At 28.3% G+C, this 25,858-nt stretch carries 27 protein-coding genes; 7 read left to right on the forward strand and 20 right to left on the reverse strand.

Translation table 11 applies throughout. The features are described 5' to 3' along the window. Window positions 1–9: 9 nt before the first annotated feature. The 3 genes from FDK22_RS09710 (at window position 10) to FDK22_RS09720 (ending at window position 3,776) form a co-directional block, all read left to right on the forward strand. Window positions 10–399: a hypothetical protein gene (locus tag FDK22_RS09710; protein WP_138152734.1), complete on the forward strand. Its 390-nt coding sequence runs from the start codon at window positions 10–12 to the stop codon at window positions 397–399. Between the two features lie 91 nt (window positions 400–490). Beyond that, entirely contained in the window at window positions 491–1,732 is a 1,242-nt protein-coding gene (locus FDK22_RS09715) for a dicarboxylate/amino acid:cation symporter (protein WP_138152735.1), read from the forward strand. A 130-nt stretch (window positions 1,733–1,862) separates the two neighbouring features. Continuing rightward, window positions 1,863–3,776, forward strand: coding sequence for an FIST N-terminal domain-containing protein (locus tag FDK22_RS09720; protein ID WP_138152736.1), 1,914 nt, complete (start codon window positions 1,863–1,865; stop codon window positions 3,774–3,776). 10 nt (window positions 3,777–3,786) lie between these two features. On the opposite strand, the gene FDK22_RS09725 is transcribed toward FDK22_RS09720, so the two are convergent. The 14 genes from FDK22_RS09725 to FDK22_RS09790 all read right to left on the reverse strand — a co-directional run bounded on the left by FDK22_RS09725 (window position 3,787) and on the right by FDK22_RS09790 (window position 16,111). After that, on the reverse strand, window positions 3,787–4,254 hold the full coding sequence (locus FDK22_RS09725; RefSeq protein WP_138152737.1) for an HAD family hydrolase: 468 nt from the start codon (window positions 4,252–4,254) through the stop codon (window positions 3,787–3,789). Between the two features lie 11 nt (window positions 4,255–4,265). Then, window positions 4,266–4,742, reverse strand: a complete 477-nt coding sequence (tsaA, locus tag FDK22_RS09730; protein ID WP_138152738.1) for a tRNA (N6-threonylcarbamoyladenosine(37)-N6)-methyltransferase TrmO — start codon at window positions 4,740–4,742, stop codon at window positions 4,266–4,268. Continuing rightward, entirely contained in the window at window positions 4,735–5,712 is a 978-nt protein-coding gene (locus FDK22_RS09735) for a phosphotransferase (protein WP_138152739.1), read from the reverse strand. The genes tsaA and FDK22_RS09735 overlap by 8 nt, the downstream gene beginning before the upstream one ends. 66 nt (window positions 5,713–5,778) lie before the next feature. After that, on the reverse strand, window positions 5,779–6,090 hold the full coding sequence (locus FDK22_RS09740) for an EthD family reductase (RefSeq protein ID WP_138152740.1): 312 nt from the start codon (window positions 6,088–6,090) through the stop codon (window positions 5,779–5,781). 67 nt (window positions 6,091–6,157) lie between these two features. Further along, entirely contained in the window at window positions 6,158–7,033 is an 876-nt protein-coding gene (locus FDK22_RS09745) for a DMT family transporter (RefSeq protein ID WP_228711692.1), read from the reverse strand. A gap of 14 nt (window positions 7,034–7,047) precedes the next feature. After that, entirely contained in the window at window positions 7,048–9,564 is a 2,517-nt protein-coding gene (gene hrpB / locus FDK22_RS09750) for an ATP-dependent helicase HrpB (protein WP_171012963.1), read from the reverse strand. A gap of 5 nt (window positions 9,565–9,569) precedes the next feature. Further along, window positions 9,570–10,811 (reverse strand): DEAD/DEAH box helicase, encoded by a 1,242-nt coding sequence (locus tag FDK22_RS09755; RefSeq protein ID WP_138152742.1) that lies wholly within the window; start codon window positions 10,809–10,811, stop codon window positions 9,570–9,572. A gap of 58 nt (window positions 10,812–10,869) precedes the next feature. Further along, a complete protein-coding gene (locus FDK22_RS09760; RefSeq protein ID WP_138152743.1) occupies window positions 10,870–11,847 on the reverse strand; it encodes an alpha/beta hydrolase family protein in 978 nt (325 codons plus the stop codon). Between the two features lie 11 nt (window positions 11,848–11,858). Then, entirely contained in the window at window positions 11,859–12,647 is a 789-nt protein-coding gene (locus tag FDK22_RS09765) for a class I SAM-dependent methyltransferase (protein WP_138152744.1), read from the reverse strand. 94 nt (window positions 12,648–12,741) lie between these two features. Further along, complete coding sequence (locus FDK22_RS09770) at window positions 12,742–13,089, reverse strand: hypothetical protein (protein ID WP_138152745.1); 348 nt, start codon at window positions 13,087–13,089, stop codon at window positions 12,742–12,744. After that, window positions 13,086–13,859, reverse strand: a complete 774-nt coding sequence (locus tag FDK22_RS09775) for a choline kinase family protein (RefSeq protein WP_138152746.1) — start codon at window positions 13,857–13,859, stop codon at window positions 13,086–13,088. The genes FDK22_RS09770 and FDK22_RS09775 overlap by 4 nt, the downstream gene beginning before the upstream one ends. Then, window positions 13,831–14,448, reverse strand: coding sequence for a nicotinamide riboside transporter PnuC (gene pnuC / locus FDK22_RS09780; RefSeq protein ID WP_228711693.1), 618 nt, complete (start codon window positions 14,446–14,448; stop codon window positions 13,831–13,833). The genes FDK22_RS09775 and pnuC overlap by 29 nt, the downstream gene beginning before the upstream one ends. 75 nt (window positions 14,449–14,523) lie before the next feature. Then, window positions 14,524–15,483, reverse strand: coding sequence for an alpha/beta hydrolase (locus FDK22_RS09785; protein ID WP_138152747.1), 960 nt, complete (start codon window positions 15,481–15,483; stop codon window positions 14,524–14,526). Between the two features lie 157 nt (window positions 15,484–15,640). Next, window positions 15,641–16,111 carry a hypothetical protein gene (locus FDK22_RS09790; protein WP_138152748.1) on the reverse strand — a complete coding sequence of 157 codons (471 nt, stop codon included), beginning with the start codon at window positions 16,109–16,111 and terminating at the stop codon, window positions 15,641–15,643. Window positions 16,112–16,235: 124 nt separating this feature from the next. On the opposite strand from FDK22_RS09790, the gene FDK22_RS09795 reads away from it, so the two are divergent. The 3 genes from FDK22_RS09795 to FDK22_RS09805 all read left to right on the forward strand — a co-directional run bounded on the left by FDK22_RS09795 (window position 16,236) and on the right by FDK22_RS09805 (window position 18,459). Continuing rightward, window positions 16,236–16,706, forward strand: coding sequence for a hypothetical protein (locus FDK22_RS09795; RefSeq protein WP_138152749.1), 471 nt, complete (start codon window positions 16,236–16,238; stop codon window positions 16,704–16,706). A gap of 98 nt (window positions 16,707–16,804) precedes the next feature. Beyond that, window positions 16,805–17,143 (forward strand): helix-turn-helix domain-containing protein, encoded by a 339-nt coding sequence (locus FDK22_RS09800; RefSeq protein WP_138152750.1) that lies wholly within the window; start codon window positions 16,805–16,807, stop codon window positions 17,141–17,143. Next, window positions 17,140–18,459 carry a type II toxin-antitoxin system HipA family toxin gene (locus FDK22_RS09805; protein ID WP_138152751.1) on the forward strand — a complete coding sequence of 440 codons (1,320 nt, stop codon included), beginning with the start codon at window positions 17,140–17,142 and terminating at the stop codon, window positions 18,457–18,459. The genes FDK22_RS09800 and FDK22_RS09805 overlap by 4 nt, the downstream gene beginning before the upstream one ends. A gap of 1 nt (window position 18,460) precedes the next feature. On the opposite strand, the gene FDK22_RS09810 is transcribed toward FDK22_RS09805, so the two are convergent. From FDK22_RS09810 to nadB, 5 genes are all read right to left on the reverse strand, one after another. Continuing rightward, on the reverse strand, window positions 18,461–19,063 hold the full coding sequence (locus FDK22_RS09810) for a pseudouridine synthase (protein ID WP_212745000.1): 603 nt from the start codon (window positions 19,061–19,063) through the stop codon (window positions 18,461–18,463). A 227-nt stretch (window positions 19,064–19,290) separates the two neighbouring features. After that, on the reverse strand, window positions 19,291–20,031 hold the full coding sequence (locus tag FDK22_RS09815) for a hypothetical protein (RefSeq protein ID WP_138152752.1): 741 nt from the start codon (window positions 20,029–20,031) through the stop codon (window positions 19,291–19,293). 145 nt (window positions 20,032–20,176) lie between these two features. Beyond that, entirely contained in the window at window positions 20,177–21,712 is a 1,536-nt protein-coding gene (guaA, locus tag FDK22_RS09820) for a glutamine-hydrolyzing GMP synthase (RefSeq protein WP_138152753.1), read from the reverse strand. 131 nt (window positions 21,713–21,843) lie between these two features. Further along, the gene (gene nhaD, locus FDK22_RS09825) at window positions 21,844–23,238 is read right to left on the reverse strand and encodes a sodium:proton antiporter NhaD (RefSeq protein WP_171012964.1); all 1,395 of its coding nucleotides are present in this window, start codon (window positions 23,236–23,238) and stop codon (window positions 21,844–21,846) included. Beyond that, window positions 23,232–24,692 (reverse strand): L-aspartate oxidase, encoded by a 1,461-nt coding sequence (gene nadB, locus FDK22_RS09830; RefSeq protein WP_138152754.1) that lies wholly within the window; start codon window positions 24,690–24,692, stop codon window positions 23,232–23,234. Before nadB ends, nhaD begins: the two co-directional genes overlap by 7 nt. 95 nt (window positions 24,693–24,787) lie before the next feature. Between nadB and FDK22_RS09835 the strand changes: the two genes are divergently transcribed. Continuing rightward, on the forward strand, window positions 24,788–25,204 hold the full coding sequence (locus tag FDK22_RS09835) for a DUF721 domain-containing protein (protein WP_138152755.1): 417 nt from the start codon (window positions 24,788–24,790) through the stop codon (window positions 25,202–25,204). Here FDK22_RS09835 and FDK22_RS09840 read toward each other — a convergent pair. Further along, window positions 25,188–25,775, reverse strand: a complete 588-nt coding sequence (locus FDK22_RS09840; RefSeq protein ID WP_138152757.1) for a M48 family metallopeptidase — start codon at window positions 25,773–25,775, stop codon at window positions 25,188–25,190. The two genes, FDK22_RS09835 and FDK22_RS09840, sit on opposite strands and share 17 nt — an antisense overlap. Window positions 25,776–25,858: the final 83 nt, after the last annotated feature.

Genomic DNA, 25,858 nt, shown 5'->3' on the forward strand with positions numbered 1-25,858 from the left:
GGAAATTTAATGAATACAAAAAATCTTTTTATATTATCTTTTATTGCTATACTTACAACATACTATTTTATTCTGGGCATTGATAAATCAATTCAACTTATAAAAGATGAATATCTTTCAATACTAGCATTGATTGTAATTCTTTTAAGTCTTTTATTTTTTAAATTAAAGCTAAAAGGTCATCAAACTATAAACTTTATTCAAAATAATCAATTTTCTTTAAAATCAACAATTTTATTTTTTTTAGTATTCCAAGTTGTTGACTATTATTATGAAAATGGATTTATAGGAATGATTTCACAATGGTTTTTATATTGGATAATGGGACTTATTGCAATAACATTAATGGAAACTATAAACTGCTATAAAAACTACAAATATCTAAAAAACAAGCCTTAAGTATTAAATTAAACTTAATTTTTTTATTAGTACCCACTTTTAAGCCACTTCATAATTATAAAATTATCTAAATGTATTTAAAGGATAATTAATGAAAGAAAAATCATTATTGAAAAATGTTGGTGTGCAAATCATTATAGCAATGGTTTTGGGTACCATTGTTGGTATAGTAATGGGGAAAGATGCGTCTATTTTTGCACCATTGGGAACAATATTTATTCACCTAATTAAAATGCTTGTGATACCTTTGATTGTAATCTCAATTATCTCTGGTGCTGCAAATTTAAGTGATAGCCCAAGTGCAGGTAAAGTTGGAATTGGAACAATTGCTTTTTTCTTAGGAACTTCTGCTTTTGCTGTTGCATTAGCATTAATAGCTGGTGAAATTTTTAAACCAGGTGTAGGACTAGATTTAAGTAGTGTAACTCATATGTTCTCTGACCAATATGCAGACAAAGGTGCTCTTCCAGGGGCAATGGAAACACTTATTGGTATGATTCCAACAAATATTTTCCAATCACTAATGGATGCAAACATCTTACAAATTTTGGTATTTTGTTTATTTTTTGGTATAGCAATTTCTAAAATTCCAAATGAAAAAAGTGCTCCTTTAATTAATGGTTTAGAGGGAATGATTCAAGCTTTAATTTGGATGGTAACAATCGTTATGATGTTAGCACCAATTGGTGTATTTGGTCTTATGGCTGATTCTATTGGTACTTATGGATTTGATATGTTAGGATTAGTTGCTAAACTATTTATAGTTTATATAGGTGCACTTCTAGTTTATGGATTTATTTTTTATCCACTAATTATAAAACTATTTTCTAATACTTCTGTAAGAGATTTTATTGGTGCTATGAAAAAACCTCAAATAGTTGCTCTTTCGACTGCTTCATCTATGGCTACTCTTCCTGTTACAATGAAAACTTGTGAAGAGGATTTAAATGTTTCAAAATCTACTTCATCTTTTGTTTTACCACTTGGAGCTACAATTAACATGAGTGGAAATGCAATCTATTATGGACTTGTGGCTATTTTCTTTGCACAAATGTATAATATTGATTTAGGTTTAGCAGGATATGCTGCAATTATTTTTACAGCTACTATTGGTGCTATTGGACAAGCAGGTGTTCCAGGTCCTTCATTTTTAGTTGTTGCTGTTTTACTTGCTGCTGGAATTCCAATTGAAGGTTTACCTTTATTATTTGCCCTTGATAGGATTTTTGATATGACGAGAACTGCTTTAAATATAACAGGTGACGCTGTTTGTGCAGTGGTTATTGATAATTTAAATGAAAAACAAGACAAACTTCAATCAGTTGAAGTTTAAATAAAAGAAGAGATCAACTCTCTTCTTTGTTAGCTCTTTTAATTACAATATTTAATATAAAAGTAAAATGTAAACTTTAATTAAATCTACTTGATGTATACTGACTTAGAATATATTTTAGGTATTTTAAATGAAAACATTAAATGCATATTTCAATGATATTGAAAATCTTGAAAAATTTATAAAAGATAACGCCATTGAAGATTCTTCAAAACTTTTAATTCAAGTTTTCACCCATGAAAACAACTCTTCATTTATAAAAAATATCACAAATTTTTTTTCAAAAAACTTCCCTTTATCTTCCTTAATAGGCTCAACAACAGATGGAGAGATAAAAGATGGTTTAGTAAGTACTAATACAACAGTAATAAGCTTTACAATTTTCGAACAAATAACTTTAAAAACTGAAATTACAAATCAATTTGATAACCACTTCCAAGTAGGAAAAGATATAGCATCTAAAATAATACAAGAGGATACAAAAGTTATAATATCTTTTATTGATGGCTTATTAGGAAATGGTGAAGAGTATATCAAAGGGATAGAGTCAATTGATAAAAATATTATTGTTGCAGGAGGACTTGCTGGTGATAATGCAAAATTTGAAAATACTTATGTTTTTACAAAAGAAAAAATATATACAAAAGGTTTTGTAGCAGTATCTTTAAGTAGTAAAAATTTAAATGTTAATACTGATTATAGTTTTAATTGGGTTCCCATTGGACAAAAATTAAAAATCACAAAATCAGATAAAAATGTAGTTTATACTATAAATGATAGAACTGCATTAGAAACATATGCATATTATTTAGGTCATGATATAAGTAAAAATCTTCCATATGTAGGAATTGAATTTCCTCTAATAGTTGAAAGAAATGGTATACAAATAGCAAGGGCAGTGATTGCAAAAAATGATGATGGTTCTTTAGTATTTGCAGGGAACTTAAATGTTGGAGATGAAGTAAGTTTTGGTTATGGAAATTGTAATGAGATACTAGATAAAACACAATTTCATATTGATAAAATTTCTTCTAAACCAGTTGAAAGTATATTTATCTATTCATGTATGGCAAGAAGAAGATTTATGCCAGATAAAATTGAACATGAAACACTTATATATAATGATTTAGCTCCTACAAGTGGTTTTTTTACTTATGGAGAGTTTTTTAGTGAGAAAGACAATAAAGAGCTTCTAAATCAAAGTATGACAGTTTTAGCTTTAAGTGAATCAGAAAATATCAATAATAAAAAACTTACAGTAGATATAAAAAAAGGAGCAAGCTCAACAGTTCAAGCTTTATCACACCTAATCTATGTATCAACAAAAGAGCTTCAAAGGAAAGATGAAATTATGATTTCCCAGTCAAGAAATGCTGCTATGGGTGAGATGTTAAATATAGTTGCCCACCAATGGAGACAACCTTTAAGTTCTATTTCAATGATTGCTAATAATGCCTTAGCTGATTTAGAATTAGATAGCTTAGATAATAATTCCCTTGAACAGTATCTTAAAAATATACAAAAGAAAGCACTGGATTTATCAAATATAATCAATGATTTTAAAAACTATTTTAAAACTAGCGATAAAAAAGAGGAGATACTATTAAAAAAACTTTTTGATGATACAAAAGATATAATAAATGCAAATCTAGAAAACAACAATATAGAACTAATTATACAAGAAAATGATAAGGACATAATTGTTACTGTTTATAAAAGAGAATTAATGCAAGTTCTTCTTAATCTTATAAACAACTCAAAAGAAGCATTTACATCACAAGAAAAATTAAAAAAAGCTATTATAATATCTGTAAAGGAATCAAATCAAAATATTATTATAAGTGTTTGTGACAATGCAGGTGGAATAAATGAAAAGATTATTGATGAAATATTTAACCCATACTTTAGTACAAAAAATGAACTAAATGGGACTGGTCTTGGACTTTATATGAGTAAGATAATTATTGAAAAATATATGCAAGGTACAATAACAGCAGAAAATAGAAAATATGGTGCTTGTTTTAATATTTTATTAAGAAAATAATATTTATATATTAATTTCTAAGTGTTGCTATAAGCCTATTTGAATCCTTTAAAAAACCAAATACATCATCTATTGATTTTACTAAAATATCTGAACTTAAAAGGGTTTTAGTACATAAACCTTCATCTTGTAAAATTGCAATTCCTAAAATACTATTCTTTAACATCAAAACATCATTTCTACCATTACCAACACTTAAAACAGTATTACATCCCAAACTCTTTATAAACTCTAATTTATCTTGGTCTTGATTCTGTTTTCCTATTATTATAACTTCACAGTTTGTATTTTCTAACTCTTTTTTTACACTTCCATAGGTATCTGCTGTGATAACATAAAATTTAAAATCTGATGACATTTTATTAATATTTGTAGAAACATTTTCAAGAAGTTTTCCATCAACTGCAATTGTTCCATTATAATCAAATACAACACTTTTTATATCAAAAGCTTCTCTTCCTGGAATTTCAATTCTCATATTTATCCTACTTATTCAAATCTTTTATCAGAACGTTTATTTATAACATCCTCAGCACTAGCTTTTAGCCATCCTGATTTACTATCTTTAACACCATCAAATTTTTCAATAAATGGTTTTATATCTAAAAGAGGTGTTCCATCTAAAACATCTATGCCATCCACATAAACTTTGTTATCTTGAACACTTTTTAATTTTACAATTGATAAACCTATATGGTTTGGTCTAAGTGGTGACCTTGTTGAAAAAACTCCTCTTTTTTGAGTATCCATAAAAGGAGTTACTATTAATTCTTCCCTTTTTACTTCATGAAAACTATAAATCAAATAAATATGACTAAAGCCATCTAAATCTTTTAAGCCTGCACTTAACTCTTCATCAAGGATAATAATCCCTTCTACATCTTTTGCACCCTTTGGTTGAATTGGCATATCTTCTATTGATTTAAAAGGTGTTTTTATTGTTCCTATTGGTTTTATATTATGCATTTTCTAATCTCTTTAAATATATTAAGGCTCTATTTGTAACTGCTTGGCTGTAAGTATTTATCTTAAAATGTTCTGGACTCCAACCTTTTAAAAATCTTTTAAAATCTGCCCAAGATAAACAAAAGAGCATTCTCCACTCATCTTCAACATCTTGAGGATCAATATCTGGATGATAAATCTCTATAGCCTTATGCAATTCATCAAAATAAATATCTTTTATAAACTCTTCTAAATCTTCACAATCTTCTGGTTCAACAGCACTACTCATAAAATATGCCAAATCTTTCATACCACAACCATGACCAACATATTGAAAATCAACTGCGGCACATTTTGTAACTATTCTATTAAAACAAAAATTTGCTAGTTTTGCATCCCCATGAACTATTGTTTGATATTTTGTGTTTTTAAGTATTTCATCTATAGTGTTTGCATATTGCTTTAATTCACAATCTTCAAGTCTTTCAAACTCATCTGGTCTTGTTTCAAGATGCCAGTAAGTTCCAGTCTTCCAAAGTAGTTCATTTTTTACATTTAAATATTTAGCATGAAAATTTGCAAGCCAAGATAAACAAACTTTTAAATGGCTTTCATTTGCATTTAAAGTTGTATCTGTAAGTTCAATATCTGCTAAATCTTCCATTACTATTAGATATTCATTCTCTGTTTTAAAAGTTTTTAGCCCTTGGGGAATTCTGCATCTTTCATCAACATCTTTACTAAAGTTTTCATACCAATTAACTTCAACTTCATAGGAGTGAAGTTTTCTTTGATGTGAAAAATCAGTATTCCATCCTCTTGGATGAAGTTCAGGTTTTGGAAGTTTTATATGTTTTACAATAACTTTTTTTAATTCAAATTTTAATCTTACTAGTTCACCATATCCACTCCAAAGAGTTTGGATGATTTCCTTTGAAATTAATTCACCAATATCTAAGTCATTGCCAATATTTTGATATAAAGAGTTCATAGTTAAGCATTATATTTAAAATAAAGTCAATAAATACTAATACAAGTAATTATTGACTAATTAAATCTAAATTTTTACTTTACTTATTTGGATAATAGGGTTTGAATTGGTAAAGTTTGGTAAATCATTCATGATTTTATCTGCATGGGGAGTAAATGCTTCTTGAAAAGCTTCCACTGATTCAAATGTTAAATGAGTCATAACAACATAAGGAATCTCTTGACCTGGAATTGCATTTGCTAATCCATAATCAATATTTGAACCTTTTAAAACATCACCAATTAACTCACCTGCCATTGGAATATGAGTATCTAAATAATAATCCATATCGAACTTAATATCTTCACCGTTTGGGTATAAAATACTTACTCTAACCATTTTCTCTCCTTAGTAATCATGTATTAAGATTAGTCTAACCAATTTTTTTAATAAAAACAATAGTTATTTACTGTTTTTTGGGAAAGTTAGAACTAACTAAAATACCACCAAAAATTACAAGCAAAATACCTATAAATGTAGTTAAATCGGGGAAAGCATCACCTAAAATAATTCCAAATCCTATAGAAAATGGAATATTTGTATAACTAACTACTCCAATAATACTTGCTTTACTTACACTATATGCCCTTGTAATAAACCACTGTGAACCAGTAGAAATAATAGCCATAAAACCAATTAAAGCCCAAATAATAGGATCTGTATAAAGTTTAAATTCAAATATATTTGTAGTAAAGTATAAAATTAAAGGGATAAACATACCAACACCCATAAAGGAAAGCATTATAAGTCTAGCATCATAGATATCTTTAATTCTTTTGATTGTTGCATAAGCACAAGCAGCAAAAAAACCACCCATTACTCCTAAAACATGTTCAAATGAAAACTCAATTCCAAAGGGTTTCATTACAAGTATAATTCCAATAAATCCAATAATAAGAGCAAAAAAGGTTTTTAAACTAATACTCTCTTTCATTAAATAGTATGCAAGTATTGTTACAAAAAAAGGTGAAGTTCTATTTAATACTACTGCCTCACCTAAAGGTATTGTTGCAATGGTATAAAAAAATAGTGCCATTGCCAAAGCTCCAAATAATCCCCTTAATAATAGTAAATGTACCTTTGATTTATCAAAGGCTACATTAAATTTTTTTAGTGTAAACAGTATGATAAAAACACCAAGTAAGTTTCTATAAAAAACTATTTCCAAAGGGTCCATACTTGCAGATAAGTATTTTGCAACGGCTCCATTAAGTGCTCCTAAAACTGAACTTGTAAGCATAAAAAGCACACCTGTATCTATTAATTTTAATCTTTCACTCATATAATCTATTCTCTTTATTTATTCATATTTTTTTTGGTTTTATTTGTAGCAATTGCTTCATATGGATTATCTGGCCAATAATGTTTCTTATATTTAGAAAATAACTCTTTTTTTACCTCAGCATAAGAGTTTTGCCAAAAACTTTTAAGGTCGTAAGTTATTTGAATAGGCCTTAAAGCTGGACTTAAAAGATGTATTTGTAGAGCAACTTTCCCATTTAAAATTTTTGGTGTTTCGTGAAGTCCAAAAACCTCTTGTATTTTAACTTTTAATATTGGTGTTTGGATATTGGTATAATCTATTTTGATATTTGAGCCACTTGGCACCCTTAATGAACTAGGAGCTAAAATATCAATTTCTTGCTGTTTTTCCCAAGGAATTGATGAGAGTAAAATAGTATAAATATCCAAAGTTTCTAATTGCTTAATTGACTTAACATCATCTAAATATGGTTTTAACCAAACTTCAATAGATCTAAGTAAATCTTCATCTTTAAAACTTACAAACTCGTCATTTATATATTCATTTATAAAATTGACTCTATTTTTTAAATCAATTGCCTTTTTACTCCAAGTCAAAAGTTCTAAACCCTCTTTTTTTATAAGTTCACAAAAAAGCATAGAAAAATCTATATTATTATCATTTGCAATTGCTCTTGAAGTAAGTTCAACTTTATAAAAATTGGTAACTTCCCTTATGTCAAACCTATTTGACTCTTTATTATATGCAATAGTTTGCTTTCTTTGTATATATTCATTGAAATACTCTTGAATCAATTCAAGTGATATTTTAACAGCATATGAGATATATGAATCTTTATTTTGTGCATTTAATATTGGTGTTACTAAAAATCTTTCATTAAACAAACTATCTTCAATATTTATTATTGCACCTTTTCCATTACTTAATTTATATCTATTACTATTTTTCCCTCTTTGCTTTGCTAATCTATCTGGATAAGCAAAAAGAAGTAATACACTTAAAATCTTTTCATCTACTCTTTTTTTAGCTTTTTTTACTTCCTCAAAAGAGTTTAATTTTTTAAATAAAAACTTAGCTTGTTTTAAAATATTTGAAGCTAAATATTTATTTATAAAATGACTTTCTATATCATTTTCATATAAATGAACAAATCTAGAATAGATATTACTATCATTAAAACTGTTTTTAAAAATATCTTTTTCATTTAATAATGTAGCTAAAATTGTCGCTTCATAGGCATATCCTAACTCATTTGCTTTTAATATCATAATGGCAAATCTAGGATGTATTCCAAGGGATAATGCTTTCTCTCCTAACTTTGTTATCTCAAAGTTCTCATCTAACATTTTCAACTCTTGAAGCACTAATTTTGTACTTTGTTCAATTTCCGTTGAGGGATAATCCAAAAGTTTTAACTCTTTTGTATCTTTTATACCCCATAATGAAACTTCAAGGAAAAATGAACTTAAATCAGTTCTTAAAATTTCTGGTTTTGTTGTCTCTTGTAATATCTTTTTTTCATGCCAAAGTCTATAACACTTTCCATCACTTAATCTCCCTGCACGCCCTGCTCTTTGTACTACAGAATCTTTTGAGATAAAAGTAAGGTTTAGATGATTCATACTTGTTAAATAGTTGTAAGAAGATTGTTTTTCTAATCCTGAATCTATAACAACTCTAACACCTTCAATAGTCAATGATGTTTGAGCAATATTTGTAGAAAGGATTATTTTTCTTTTTTCACTTTTTATTAAAGCTTTATCTTGTTCTTCTTTATTTAATGCAGAATATAAAGGTAAAATTTCAATATCACTCTTTTTATTTTTTAGTTTTTCATTTAAACTAATTTGCAAATTTTTTATCTCTTTAGAACCTGCTAAAAAAACTAATATATCTCCATTATTCTCTTCCAATGCTTTTAAAGTTGTATCGCAAAGTAAACTATTTATTGTTTTAAAATCAGGCTGTTTTATACTCTCTTTTAAATATATATTTTCAACATCATATATTTTTCCCCTTGAACTTATAACAGGGACTTGTCCTAATAAATTTACTAACTCCTTAGAGTTTAGTGTTGCAGACATAATCAAAAGTTTTAAATCATCCCTTAATAATTCTTGAACTTGTAAAGATAAAGCAAGGGATAAATCAGTATGGATACTTCTTTCATGAAACTCATCAAAGATAATCATAGCTACATTTTCCAAAGCTTGGTCAGATTGAAGTTTTCGCACTAATATAGCTTCTGTTACAATTAGAAGTTTTGTTTGTTTTGAGAAACAACTCTCCATTTTAACCTGATATCCAATAGTTTGTCCAAGATCTTCACCTAAAAGTTTTGACATCTGCCTGGCAACCATTCTAGCTGCAACACGTCTAGGTTCAAGCATTATAATAATCTTATCTTCTAGCCATGATTCTTTTAGAAGTGAAAGAGGAACAACTGTACTTTTTCCAGCTCCTGGTGGAGCTTCTAGTATAACTGTAGAGTTTGTATTAAGAGTGTTTTTTATATCATTTAATACTTCATATATAGGTAGATTTTTCAAGATATCTATCTTAGTCCTTGCTCTCTTAACTTATCTTTTTTACTTTTTCTTTTACCCTTTACTGGGGCATTCCCTTTTTGTTTTGTAGTATTTAAAACAGTAAAATCAAAGCCATCTATTTGCTCTTTTGTTATATTTAATTTATATCTTTTTTCTATTAGTTTGAAGTGGTTTAGATTTTCATTATCTAAAAAAGATATTGCTGTTCCAGTTTTCCCTGCTCTCGCTGTTCTACCTATTCTATGGATATAATCTTCCGTACTTCTTGGCAAATCAAAATTAACAACACAATCTATATCATCAATATGTAAACCTCTTGAAGCAATATCAGTAGAAAACAAAATATCTATTTTTTTATTTTTAAAATCATTAAGGGTTAAATTTCTTTCCTCTTGGGTCAAATCCCCATGAAAAGACTCAGCTTCAAAGCCTTTTTTTATAAACTTATTTGCTATATTATCTGCAGCTCTTTTATTTGCCATAAAAACTAAAACTGATTTGAAATTGTGTTCTTTTATTAGGTATCTTAAAAGTTCACTTCTATCCTCTTTTTTTACAAATATTGCCCTTTGAGTTATCTCTTCCACATGGGTACTTGCATCTTCAACTTCTACTTTTATAGCTTTAGTAGTTATCTTTGAAGCTATATCAATAACTTTTGGTGAATATGTTGCAGAAAATAACAGATTTTGTCTTTGCTTTGGAATAATCTTTAAAATCTCGTCAAGCTCTTGAACAAAACCTAAATCTAACATCTTATCAGCTTCATCTAAAACAAAATATTCAATGGTGCCTAAATCAATTTGCTTTTTACTTATAATATCTAGCAATCTTCCAGAAGTTGCAACTACAATATCACACCCTTTTTGTATCTTTAAAAGTTGATCTCCTATTTTTTCTCCACCTATAACTGAAACTATAGAAAGTGGTTTTGAGAAAAACTTGCTTAATGTTGAAAAAGTCTGTGCAATTTGTAGAGTTAATTCCCTTGTAGGAGCTAAAACCAAAACTTTTATCTTATCTTTTTTCTGGGCTTTTTTCTCTGACTTGTTTTCTTTTAGTGCTTCAAGAATAGGGATTACAAAACTAGCTGTTTTTCCACTCCCTGTTTTTGCCTGAGCCATAATATCTTGTTTTGTTTTTACAAGTGGTATAACTTTTGTTTGTATAGAAGTTGGTGTTTTATAGTTATTTTTTTCTAATGCTTTTGTAAGTTCTGAAGATAGATTGAATGTATCAAATGACAAGATTTTCCTTTTTGTTTATTATATAAAGAAATCTCTTAATAGCTATATTTTATAGCAATTATAATACCTTTTTTAAGTAAGTAACACATACTTTTCCTAATTCTTTTTGAAAATTAACACGATCAAAACCTTCTGGATCTTGTGCAATTATTCCTAATTTTGATTTTAAAAAATTGGGATAAGATGTTAAAAATGAATAATGTCCAGCATTAGGAATCTTTTTGTAAGTCAATATACTCTTCTTTTCAAGAATATCTTTAATTACTTTAGAGTTATACTTTTCAGTTAATTCACTATCTTTTTCAGGCACAAGTAATAATGTAGGTATATTAACATCAGCTAAGGAATTCTTAGATAAAAATACAGCTCCCACAGGAGCCATCAATATTTGTGCTTTTATTCTAGTATCTTTTGAACTAATCTTTATCTCTTGTGTTAAAAGTTTTTCAAAAACTGGTTTACAATAAGGATCAAGAAGAGATGACTCTCTCTTACATAAATCAATTAAATCCTTATTCTTAGCAATTGCACCTGAAACAACAAGTGCAGTATATCCACCAATGGAGTGTCCTAAAACAGCGATTTTATTATTGTCAATATGAGTACTTAAACTATTCATTGATAGAACTTTATCAATTGATGATGATATTTGCTTTGGTCTATTCATATAATTTTCAACCTTACCTTCAAATGAATTATCTAAATAGTTATTTTTGGGATGTAAAGGCATAACAACAATAAAACCATTAGTAACCAATGAAATAGCTATATCTTTATATGATAAGTTACTACTTCCTGAACCATGGGATAAAACTGCTAAAGGGAATCTCCCCTCTTCAACTTTGCCACCTATTGCTACATTTAAAGTAAAGGGACCAAAAGTTACTGGTTTTGGTTTTGATGAAGTTGGATATAGTACTACCATTGAAAATCCATCTTTTAAAACATTATCTACTTTACGAAAACCAACATCATGTGCATTTAATGATACAAATGTAAATATTAATAAATTTATGGTTATTTTAAGATATTTCAATTATCAAATCCTTATTTCTTTTTTTTATAAGGATTTTTTAGTGCCTTTATTGAATACAATAATGGGACTTGTTGACCTTTAAAAATCATCTGATAGCCCATATTTGGTACTAACTCTAAACCATCAAAGCAGTTGTATGGACTATAGGGATACTCATAAAATGACTCTATAGTTAAACCTGCGCCAATTAAAGCATTTATCACCTCACTTATTGGATGGGACCAAGTAACTACCGTTGATGTAGAGCCATCACAATTTTCTGTATAAGTACCTTCATCTTCCACATCAGGTTGTGCATTTGTAAAATAAGAGTAACCAGATAATAAATCAGTAAAACTATGGAATTCTACTAAATGAAACTCTCCACCAACTTTTAATGAGTTAGCAATAGTTTTTGCCCAATCAACTAAATTAGGTAACCAGTTTAATACTCCATATGAAGTAAATACTATATCAAATTTTTTCATATTTTTTTGTCCAAATTCAATAACATCACTTTCAATAAAGTCAGCTTTTAATCCTAAGGTACACTTTAATTGATTAGCTTCTTTAATTGCATCAGAAGACAAATCAACACCTGTAACCTCTGCCCCTAAACGAGCCCAAGACAAAGTGTCTTGACCAAAATGACACTGAAGATGTAATAAAGATTTTCCTTTTACATTTCCAACTTGTTTCAGTTCCACTACATTTAATGAACACTTACCATTTTTAAAAGATTCTACATTATAAAAGTCTGATTCAAGATGTATTTTAGTTCTTTTATTCCATGCTTCTTTATTTATACTTAAATAATCCAATCTCTCTCCTATATTAATTAAACATTATCATTTTGTCCTAAAAATTTTAAGCGCAAGTAATTTAATTGTTTCAATAAATTTACATTTATAAATCTTATTCACCATTTAAAACAGACATAACAGTAGCCCTACTAGTTTTTAATTCAGATGTGATTTTATTTATATTTATATCACCATTATCATTGTAATATTCTTCATCATCTAACATTCTTAAGATTTCATCTTTTTTATCAAGTATCTCCTGAGAACTATCTCTTTTAGCAAATTTAAAATCCTCATGACTCATAGTTTTCATAGCTTCTAAATCTCTTTTTATAGTTTGAACTGTAACCTTTAGCTCTTTTGCTAAATCTTTTGGGTCTTCAATTCCTTGTAAAATTAAATCTCTTATGGCAATTCTTCTTGTTTTCATTTTTCTTCTACGATGATATGAGATTTTCATTTACTATCCTCATTTTTACTTGATAAACTTATAAACCATAACTTACAAATATGTTTATAAATATTTATATACGATTCAAGTTTTAAGATATCATTTTTTGTAAAAGTTTTTAGATATTTTTTCAATAAATATCTTTTTTCTCTTTTTTCTAAGTTAAATTCTACACTAATAGTTGCAAGATCAAAAAAAGCATCATTTAAGCCAGCATATTCCCAATCAATAAATTTAATATCTTTTTTAATAAAAAGGATATTTTTAGGATTTAAATCGTGATGGCATATAACTAATCTCTTTTTATATTTTTCTAAATTCTTCAACTCTTTTTTACATATTTTTAGACTATTTTTTGCCTCTTTTGTTTTTAGATGTTGATATTTTTTTAGCTCATTTTTTAAATTTAATTGTTTTGACTTAATCTTAATATTATGAAGTTTTTTTATTGTTTTGATTAAAACTTTTAAATTCTCTTTTTTTAAATTCCTCTTATGATTACCTTTTAAAAAGTTATAAATCATAAAAGTTTTATTTTTGTCAAGATAAATAGGCTTTGAAGCAATACCTTTTTTATAAGCTTTATTTTGAATTTTATACTCAAAACCTCTACTTATATTTACACTTTTATCACTACTAAACTCCCTTAAAACATAAGTGTTTTTTGAAGTTTTCAATTCATAACTTATATTGCAAAAACCCTGATTTCTTAATGGTTCAAGAGTTAAAATCTCTTCATTTTTAAATATCTTATAATCTTGAAGTTTTTGTATTGTCATACTCTTTTTTCCAGTTTTGATATGCAATAAATGCTAATATAGTATAAATCATAAATAAAACTGCCGTTAGATTTAAACCTTTTTGAATATAAATATAAATAGAGATAATATCAATAACTATCCAATATATCCAGTTTTCTATAATCTTTTTTGCTAACATATATGTTGAGAAGACTGCAAACACTGTTGTAAAAGAGTCAACATAAGCAAAATCTGCACTAGTATAATTTGCCATAACATATCCAAACCCTAAAGATATAATAGTTAAAACTATAATGATTTGAATATTTTTATTTAAACCATATGTTGTAACTTCTAACTCTTGCTGTTCTAACTTACCTCCATATTTCCATGAATACCAACCATAAACTGCCATTATAAGATAATAAGCATTTAAAGCTGAATCCATAAGTAATGACACATCATAAAAAAGAATAGTATAAATAAGTGTTGAGACAAATGCAGCAGGCCAGCACCAAAGGCTTTGTTTTATTGCTAAAACTATATAAGCTATTGCTAAAATCATAGCAATAGCTTCATAGGTAGTCATTACGTTTAATGACTCAATTATTGTTTGTATAAATTCCAAATTATATAATCCTCTATATTTTATAAGGGATTTTAATTAAATATGCTGAGAATCATATAAAATTAGGAAAATTTATTACAAAATATGAGTTCTATCTTTATTTGATTTTACTCTTCCAGTTTTTATTGTATTAAAAATATGTTCAAAAACTTTTCCTGCTTTACCTTTTTTATTTGTTAAAAAATAAGAATGACCTTTGGGAAAATCGTATTTATTGCTTAACTCTTCACAATCTATTGAATAAACATTATTTTGAACTTTTAACATATTTTCTGGGCCTGTATGACCTAACCTTCTAGATGCTATTCTATTCTTAAGATTTGATACTTTACTAGCTCTTAATGCCAAATCACCCGATGAAAAATAAACAGATACATTGCTGCTTGATTGACTTATCAATCTTCCTTTTTTATCCTCTTCTAGTGATTCATTAACAATATCAGCAGCAACTAAAAAACTATGTCTAAATAATAGAGGAACACCATTTGCTAAATCGTATCTATTCCACTGGTGTAAAGTTTCTCTATAGACTCTATTTCCCATAGAATGACTTAATACACTTATTCTTTTTAAGCATATATCTTCATCTTTTGTAAATTCATCTCTCCATTTCATAAATTTTTGAAGTACCCTTGCAAAAGAAAAAGAGCTAACATCTGCTGATTTTTGATCATCCCAATAATCTTTTATAATCCCTTTGTCATTATCACATGGCCAAATTATAGGTATCACTAAAACTAAGTCTTTTTCTTTTTCATCAAATAGTTCTTGAAGACTTTTAACCCTAGGAAATATATCGTTTTCTGGAAGATTTGAAAAACCATGAATAAAAAGAAGAATATTCTTAGCTTTTGATATTTTTAATTGTTTCATTAATCTTGTTGACCCAATTTCCATATAATCATTTTCACTATTTCTTTCACAATAGTACACAGAATTCGAAGGTGCATTTTTATCTAAATCGAAATGATACCTTACCCCAGCAGTTTGTTCTGCAAAACTACCCTTTGGTTCCCTATTTGTTATAAAATACATAATCCTCTCCTTTGTTATAATTTAAAACATTATAAATAATAACATATATTATGAAAAATTACTCTTTTTTGTTTTTAAAATAAACGAACAAATAAAAAAATGATTGATTAAAATGAGTAGTATTGAGGTAAAGAACTTTTTCTTTACCCCTTTTTATTTAAGAATATTTTGAATTTGATTTTTTTGAAATAAAATCTTCAATTCCTGAAGTCTTCATAGGAAATTGTTTTGAGTATTTAACTATCTCTTCATCTAAAGTACTAACTCCAGCTTTTGTTTGAACTAAATATATATTAAAACTATTATCTTCTATTGTAAATTTTACATGATTAAAATAAACCTTTGCATCTTTAAATATCAAATCTAAGGTCATTGTATCTTTTCTAAAAAAAGGAAAGGCTTGTTGTGCTTCTCCTAAAACTTCTGCAATTAGATAATAGGCTAAAGTATCAGGAGTCAAGTTATCAGTACTAATTCTTTTTTCCTGTTTATTAAAGTATTCATCAACTAATCTAATAAAAAAACTAGATGACATAACGCCAATATCTTTTAATATTACGCAATTTATATATTCATTAAGTAAAGATGTATTCTCTTTTATAAAGACTTTAAGTTCTTTTTCTTCCATTTTGTTTCCTGTAAAAATCTATTTAAATAAAAACAGATTTTATCTAATTAGTTGTTAATAGTAAAATAGACTCCTTGTGGTACTAAACTTGCATATATAAAAGGATTAAGAAAAGGAATTTATTATGCAAGATTTTATAGATATGTACAAAGAGTCTTATCAAATTAAACAACAAATTAAACTTGATACAGCATTGATAGATGGTGATATAGAGATTATAGAAAATGGATATAAACTAAACGCTTGTAAAGATGCTGATGTTTTAGAGATATTAGGGAAAATAAAACTTTACACAATAGTTGAAGATGACAGAATATTTAAACCAACAACTGATTTTATGGAAACAATTGTAACGGCTTGGGTGTATAAAACTATGTCAACTGCTTTAGAGGTTTTAGAAATGGATTTATTACTTGAAAAATTTTTAATAAAAAAAGAATATGACCCTATTACATCATATGCAGTACTTAAAGTACTTGAAGCAAATCCAACACTAACTGGAGCTGATTCAAGTATGGTAGATCATTATCTAACAATAGAGCTTACAAGTGAACTATTAAATCAAATGGAAGACAAAAAAGAAGAAGTTAATTAATAAAAAAGTAAGCATATATACAAAGTATTACTACTTTTTGATTTATTATTTTGTATAAATACAAAGTATTATGATATAATATTTCAAAAGGAGTTCTTATGGATTTTAATTTATTAACAAATGAAGATATTATAAAAGAACTTGGTAAAAACTATGAAAAGTTGAGACTTCAAAAAAGACTTTCTGATGATGATGTTCACAAAAAAGGTGGAGTTAGTATTGATGCTATCCAAAGACTGAAAAATGGTTCTAATATAAACTTACTAAACTTTATAAAGATTTTAAAAGGTCTTGGAGAGTTGGATAAACTTCAAAAACTACTTGAAGTAAAAGAAGAATTTAGTATCCAAGAAAAAACAAAAAGCTCTAAACCAAAAAGAATATTTAAATCTAAAAAAGATATAAATAGTGAGTTTATTTGGGGAGAAGATAAATGAGCAAAATAGTAGAAGTAAAACTATGGGGTACTACTATTGGCTATCTTGGTTACCCCAAAGATTCAAATATAGCACAATTTGAATATGATAAAAACTTTATGAAATCAAATATCTTTCCCTCACCTTTACAAATGAAATATCCACCAGATAAGTTTTATTTTGAAGATATAAGTTTTAGAACTTTTAAAGGAGTTGCTGGTGTTTTTGCAGACTCTTTACCAGATAAATATGGAAATCAATTAATTGATCAATTTATGGCAGAGAAGAAAATCCCCCAAGAAGAGATTACAACACTAGATAGATTATTATATGTAGGGAGAAGAAGTATTGGTGCTTTGGAGTATCACCCTAGTGAATTTGAAGATGATTTAAAAAACAGGGTACAAGCTTTAGATATATCTTTATTATCTCAATTAGCTGAGTTAGTAATTTCAAAAAAAGATAAACTAAATGATAAATTAAAAGACTCAAAAACAAAAAAGGAAGTATTTGATTTAATAAGAATTGGTTCAAGTGCAGGAGGAGCAAGGGCAAAAGCACTTATTGCAAAAGATGAAGATAAGAAGAACAGATATATAGATGGAACAAATATATATGAAGGAAATTACTCTTATTGGCTTTTAAAGTTTGATTCATCAGCAAATCAAGATAGAGATTCAAAAGACCCAAAAGGGATGACAAGAATTGAATATATCTATTCATTACTTGCAGAAAAATGTGAAATAAATATTCCCGAAACTTCATATTTAGAAATAGATGATGACTTTCATTTTATGATTAAAAGATTTGATAGAGTTGTAGAAAATAAAAAAACCTCAAAGCTACACTACATATCTTGGGCTGGCTTATCTCACTATGATAGAGACACAACAGGGACATACTCATACGAACAACTTATTTTAAACTTACGGCAACTAAACTTTGGACAAGAAGAGATTAGTGAAGTTTTTAAAAGAGCTGTTTTTAATATAGTAGGAAGAAATCAAGATGACCACACAAAAAACTTTGGTTTTTTGATGAATAAAAAAGGTGAATGGAGTTTATCCCCTGCTTTTGATATGACCTATTCTTATGACCCAAGTGGGACTTGGACAAAGGTACATCAAATAAGATTAAATAAAAAGCAAGATAATTTTACAAAAGAAGATATTATCTCCTTTGGAAAATATTGTAACTTAACAAAAATACAATCAATAAAAATACTTGAAAAAACGATTAAAGTATTTAAAGAGTTTGAAGAACTTGCAGATAAATATAAAGTACCAAAAAAGTTAAAAGAGACAGTCTCTAAAAATTTAAGAAGGGACTTGATTTAAACTAGCAATTTAGGACATCTTCAATGTTGGGTAAAGACTCAACATCACCAGGCATAAGATTATTTATATAAATCTCGCCAATTCTAACTCTTACAAGTCTTAATGTAGGGAAACCAACTGCAGCTGTCATTTTTCTTATCTGACGTTTTTTCCCTTCACAAATTGTAATTGATATCCAACTAGTAGGACCATGCTTAGGATGACGAATATTTTTTCCTCTAGGTGGCAAATCTGGCTCAGAACTAAGGGCAAATGCCTTGCAAGGAAGAGTTAAATATTTACTACCATTTACAGTAATCTCAACACCCTCTTGCAACTTTAAGATTGCTTCTTGGGTAATCACACCATCAACTTGTACATAATACTCTTTTTCTATACTTTTATTTCTAACTTTGTGGCTTGTCATACCATCAGTTGTAAGTAATAATAAACCCTCTGAATCATGGTCTAATCTTCCAATAGCCATAGTATTTTCAGGAAAATCATAAAAATCACCTAATAAACTTTTGTTTTTCATCTTTTCTTGAACAAATTGACTTAAACATCCGTATGGTTTGAATATTTTGAAATGGTGGTGAGTTTGTTGATTAGAGTTTGATATCAAATTTGTCCTTTATATTATGTGGAATTGTAACTTTTATTTTATAAAGTAAAGGTTTTGAATTAAAATATAGCTTCAAATTAAATAATATTTTTATTTATATTGACAAATAATATATTTTAAGTTAAAATTCACACAACTTAAAAGAGCATGTCGTACTAGTTGGGAGTGATTACCTAACTTTGGCATAGAAAGGGTGAGGACTTTTGTCCTTGCCCTTTTTTTTAATATTATTGAATAAACTTATTTTTTTGAAATTCCATTAATATACATTCTTTAACTTTTAATTTCTCTAGTAATTTTTCTGGAGATATAGGTAAACAATTAAGATTTATTTTTTTAGTAATATTCATAGTATTTATAAACCTTTTATCTATAGTTAAAAAATAATCTAATCCATTCACTTCTGCACTCCATAAATGAAAAGCATCAGGTAGCTGTTTATCTGATAAACCTGAACATATCTCTTTAAATCTTTCTATATTGTTAATAGATTTTTTTGTTAAGTTGGGATAATTACTAGTATTTCTTACTAAATTCTTTATATCAGCATTATTTAAAGAAAGCAAAAATTTACAAAAGTCAATAACATTTTTGTTATCTATAAATTCAAAAAAATCCATACTTTGAAAGTAGCTTCTATCAATCGCTGGTTCAATAAACTCAATAGTAACATTCTTTAAAAAATATCCTTTCTCTTCCAAAAGAATTTTTTTCCAACCTTCAAATTTAACTTCATTATAAGAAAAGAATTGTAATTTATTCTCATACACTAGATTTACAATTGTTGGAATACACATAATTTGATTCCTTTTCCATTGACTATTATCATCTGGTAATGGTTTTCTAGCATAGCCTAAAATATCATTAGTAAGTACTTGATTACCCCATTTAAGTGTTTTTTGAGAGATTTGATACTGCAATGTTTCACTTACACTAAAAATACAATTATCTAAAAAAACTTTTATCAATTATTGACCTCTTAAAATAGTAGTTTGATTAAAATATATTTTGTCGTAAGTTTGGTGTAGATTTTACCGAAGTCTAGCAAAGGTGTACTAAAGTACATCGAAGCTAGAATTCGGTGAAAGATGCGTCGAAATTACGGCAAAAAAATTATTCCCACTCGATAGTTGCTGGCGGTTTTGACGAAATATCATATACCACTCTATTAATCCCATCAACTTCATTGATAATTCTTCTAGAAATCGTCTCTAATACATCATGAGGAATATGAGCAAATGTTGCTGTCATACCATCTGTTGCTTCAACTATTCTTACACATACAGTGTTATCATAAGTTCTATTATCACCCATAACACCTACAGATTTTACGTTTAGTAATACTGTAAATGCTTGCCATGTTTTGTCATATAGTCCAGTTGCATGAAGAACATCTAACATGATAGTATCTGCTTTTCTAAGTAATTCTAAATCAGGTTTATTTACATCTCCCATAACTCTAATAGCAAGTCCTGGTCCAGGGAAAGGATGTCTTCCAATCATATCTTTTGGAAGTCCTAATTCAAGTCCTAAAAGTCTTACTTCATCTTTGAAGATTTCTCTTAATGGCTCGATTAATTCAAATGTCATCCAATCAGGTAGTCCACCAACATTGTGATGAGATTTAATAGTTTTTGAAGGTCCTTTTACAGATACTGATTCAATAACGTCTGTATAAAGTGTCCCTTGTGCTAAAAACTCAATTCCATCATGTTTTTTTGCTTCTTCATCAAATACTTTGATGAAAGTTTCACCGATAATTTTTCTTTTTGTTTCTGGGTCTGTAACGCCTGCTAATTTTGAAAGGAATTCTTCAGATGCATCAACTGTAATTAAGTCAACTCCTCTAGCTTTGAACATAGCTTCAACTTGTTCTCTCTCATTTGCTCTTAATAATCCATTATCTACAAATACAGGAATAAGTTGGTCACCAATTGCTTCAGCTAAAAGTGTAGCAACAACAGAAGAATCAACTCCTCCACTTACACCACATAATACTTTTTTATTTCCAACAGTATCTTGGATTTTTTTAATTTGTTCTTTTGCAAATGAACCCATATTCCATGTTGATTCACAACCACAAACATATTTTGCAAAGTTTTTAAGAATCTTAGCACCTTCAGCTGAGTGATAAACTTCTGGGTGAAATTGGAAAGCATAGATGTTTTCATCTTCTTTTGCAATAGCTGCATAAGGAGAGTTTTCACTTGTTCCAATAACTTCAAAACCTTCTGCTAATTTATCAACTTTATCACCGTGAGACATCCAAACAGTTTGTCCATCAGCTGTGTCTTTAAAAATCGCACACTCTTTTTGAAAAGTAAGTTTTGCTTTTCCATATTCATGATGATCTGCTGGAATAACTGAACCACCATAAAATTGAGAGATAAGTTGCATACCATAGCAAATACCCAAAATTGGAAGTCCAAGATTAAAAATCTCTTCATCAGGGTGATATGCATCTTGTGCATATACTGAAGCAGGTCCACCACTTAAAATAATACCTTTTGGAGTTCTAGCTAAAATATCTTCGATTCTTTCACTATATGGTACAATCTCAGAGTAAACACCAGCTTCTCTTAATTTTCTTGCGATAATTTGTGTATATTGACTACCAAAATCTAATACAACTATTGGTACATGTTTCATTAAATAGATTCCTTATTTTCTAATTAGTATCCGCGATTATAGCTAAAGAGTAATTTAAAATTGATTAATAGAAAAATAAGAGAGTAAAAAAAGAAGATGTAAAAGTGCAAAAAGCACTTTTACAAATAGGCCTATCCTACGTGATAAAAACCTAAGATTTCGTATTGAACATACCAAATTGCAACAGAAGCAATATATCCAATAAGAATAGTCCACGCATATTTCATATGTGAACCAAATGTATAAATACCATGAAGTTTACCCATAACTCCAACACCTGCTGCTGAACCAAATGAGATTAATGAACCACCAACACCTGCTGTAAGTGTTACAAGCATCCATTGGTCAAGACCCATTTCAGGAGATGCTTTAAGTACTGCTGACATAACAGGAACGTTATCAACGATTGCAGATAAGAAACCAACACCAATATTTGACCAAGTTGGTCCTAATACTGCTGGATCATAAACTACAACTGCTAATGCTAACCATCCAATAAAGTATAATGCACCAACTGCAGCTAAAATACCGAAGAAGAACATTAATGTATTGTTTTCAATTTTTGCCATAGAATGGAAAATATTAAAGTGGTCTTTACCATGTTTTCTTTTTAAACCATAAGAATAAACTTTAAGTAAAGAAAGACCAAACATCATACCCCACATAGCTGGTAAATGTAATACTTGGTGAGACATTACAGCACAAAAAATTGTAAATACACCAAGTCCCATTACTACTTTTGCACCTTCTGCCATTTCTGGTTTAACCTCTTTTGATGCATCAAAATCAGGTTTTGTTTCTGGAACAAATTTAGAAAGAATAAATGCAGTAATTAAATATCCACCAATAGAAGCTGGGAATAAGAATAAGAAATCAGTAAATGTACCCTTACCTGCAGTCCAAGCCATAAGTGTAGTAATATCTCCAAATGGTGACCAAGCACCACCTGCGTTTGCTGCAACAACAATATTAATTGCACCTGGTACTAAGAAGTCTTTTCTTGTTTTTTCAATTGTAATTAATACAGTTGATAAAATAAGAGCAGTTGTTAAGTTATCAGCGATTGGTGATAAGAAAAACGCAATAAGACCTGTTACCCAATATAGTTTTCTATATGTATAACCTTTTGAAACTAGATTATATTTTAATCTGTCAAATACTCCCATATGAATTAATGACTCAATATATGTCATTGCAACAAATAAGAAGAAGAAGATTCCAGCAATCTCTAAAATCAAGTGTTGAGCTTCAGTGTGAACTAACCCTAAATTTAGACCATTTAAAGCATAATACAATGCAACTAGAATAAACATAAACGTACCAATAAAAAGTGCAGGCTTTGCCTTATCAATTTCGTACTTCTCCTCAGCAGCAACAAAATAATAACCTACAACAAAAATAAACAGACAAGCGAATCCTACCCACGTCATAGTTAAATCAGGTGCAACTTCTGCTGTACCAGAAGCTCCACTCGCTGCAAACAGCGATAAAGATGATAAAAATAACATCATCAACAGTTTTAACATTTTTTCTCCTTAATAAAGTGTGCTCCAAGTGATTTTTTTCTTTCAATTGCAGCATTTAGAATAGATTTTGCCGTAAGCAACCTTAAAAATAGCAGTCTACCAATATTTTCATTGAAAAAATTATTAATTTCTTCTAAGGCTTTTTTTAGTGTTTCTTCATCTCTTACTATTCCAGCATTTTCCCACATAAGTTGTCTAACTCTCTCTTTTATGGGCTTATCAGCCTCTTTATTACGAACATATGACCGTATGGTTTTATCATAATTTTCAGCATATATTTTAAAGTTTTCTTTCATTGAAATATCAACTGCAATTTTTGAATAAACTACACCTTCAAGTAAAGAATTTGATGCTAATCTGTTTGCTCCATGTAAACCAGTGCATGCACATTCACCAATTGCATATAGATTTTTCATCCCTTTAACTTTTGCATCAACATTTGTTGCAATTCCACCCATAGCGTAGTGAAAAGCAGGAGAAATAGGAACTCTCTCAAAGGGTAAGTCATAGCCAAATTGTTTTAAATTTTCATAAATATTAGGAAATCTTTTTCTAAATGAGTTTTTTTCAAAACTATCAAAAGAGAGATAAATTCTTAATCCTGTCTTACTATGATAATCATAAATAGACCTACTTACAACATCTCTTGGTGCTAATTCACCATCAGGATGATATTCAAACAAAAATCTGTTGTTGTTTTCATCTACAATATGAGCACCCTCACCTCTTAATGCTTCACTAAGTAATGATTTTCTAGCAAAAGAGGTTCCTTTAAATACTGTTGGATGAAATTGCATCATCTCCATATCTTTTAATTCAATACCTTTTTCAGCACAAATACCTTGTATTTCACCTGCAATAGCTGTTGAATTTGTGTGGTATTTATAAATTGAACCAATACCACCACTTGCTAAGATTGTATTATGGGCATAGACAACTTTTTGTTCAGTTTCACTGACATAATATTGAACTCCATAACAAACATCATCTTTAATTAAAAGGTCATTTACAACACAATTTGTCTCAATCTCATGTTGGCAAGTACCCATTAAGAATAGATGAATCATTCTTCCTGTTGCATCACCATCTGCATGCAAGATTCTATTTCTACTGTGAGCTGCCTCTTTTGTAAAAGCTAATTCACCTTTAGTGTTTAAGTCAAATTGCATACCTGCATTAATCATATCATCAACACAAGCCCTTGAATTTTCACTTAAAACTTCAACTGCATTTGTATTGTTATGATTAACACCTGCAACTAAAGTATCTTTTATATGAGATGGAATATCTTCTTTATCAACTGCAGTTGCAATACCACCTTGGGCATAAAAAGTATTACATTCCCAAGGAACTTTTTTACAAAGTACTAATACTTTTTTATCTTTTGGTATTAATCGTGCGGCATTTAATCCAGCAACACCTGAACCAACTATAACGTAATCATATATATTCATTATTTTGAAATTTCCTTATTGTCCTCAACATATACGGGCGGTGCTTTATAACCACACCCACTAAAAGATAATATAAAACCTGCTATAATAATTGCATGAAAAAAGTTAATGAAATTCTTAGTCATCTTAAAAATAATCCTGAATTCAGGAAGATTAATACACAAGCTACAATAATAAAATTTATTGAGCTTTTACCAGACAAATTAAAAAAAGGTGTTAAATTCGCCTATGTAAAAAGAGAAATACTCTTTTTTGTACTTTCTCATCCTGTTTATAAAATGGAGTTTGAGTATAACAAGAGTTTAATAAATGACTTATTAAAACAAGCAAACATAGCAAATGTCCAAGAATTAAGGTTTTTCGTAACAAATAAAATTGAAAAAAAGAAAAAAGAAGAAGTTATACCAATGACATTCAAAGAAAGGTCATTTGGTATATTTGAAAATAAAATCACAAATGAAAAACTTCATGCAAAGGTTGAAGAAATAAGAAAACTTATAAAAAACTCTTAAGTAGTTTTTCCCTTTGCTTATAATCAGGACAATACTCTTCAACTAAATTCCAAAATTTTTTAGAATGATTTTTATGCTCTATATGGGCTAATTCGTGGATTACGACATACTCAATAACCTCAATTGGAAACTTCACAAGTAAGGTGTTAAAATTTAATCCATTTTTATAATTGCAACTTCCCCACGTTCTTTTATTTTTTCTGTATTTTAAATCAGTTGGGTAAAGATTCATTATAGTTGAAAATTTTTCTACAAGTGGTGGAACTATTTTTTGTACCTCTTTTTTATAAAACTTGTCTAAATCTCTTAAATCTAAATTTTTATGTTTAACTCCTAAAAAATAAAACTCATTATCTTCCAAACTATTTATTTCAAATTTAGAGATAGAATTTTCTATCCATTTTTGTTTTCTTTGCAAAAGATTTATAGCATCCTCTTTTGTAAAATAATAATTTGTGTTAATTTGTATCATTTTTGCGGATTTAACCCTTAAATAAGTATTTTTCATACCTTTTTTTTTCACTACTTTAATCAATAGTGTTTTATTGTTGAATATAAGTTCAAATTTCAATTAATTCCTTAAGTATAATATAGTTATAATCCGTGCCAATATTAGTTGCAAACTATATTAACATATTGAAAATTATTCAGAGG

It is taken from the genome of Arcobacter arenosus (genome assembly GCF_005771535.1).
GTDB classification, from domain to species: domain Bacteria; phylum Campylobacterota; class Campylobacteria; order Campylobacterales; family Arcobacteraceae; genus Halarcobacter; species Halarcobacter arenosus.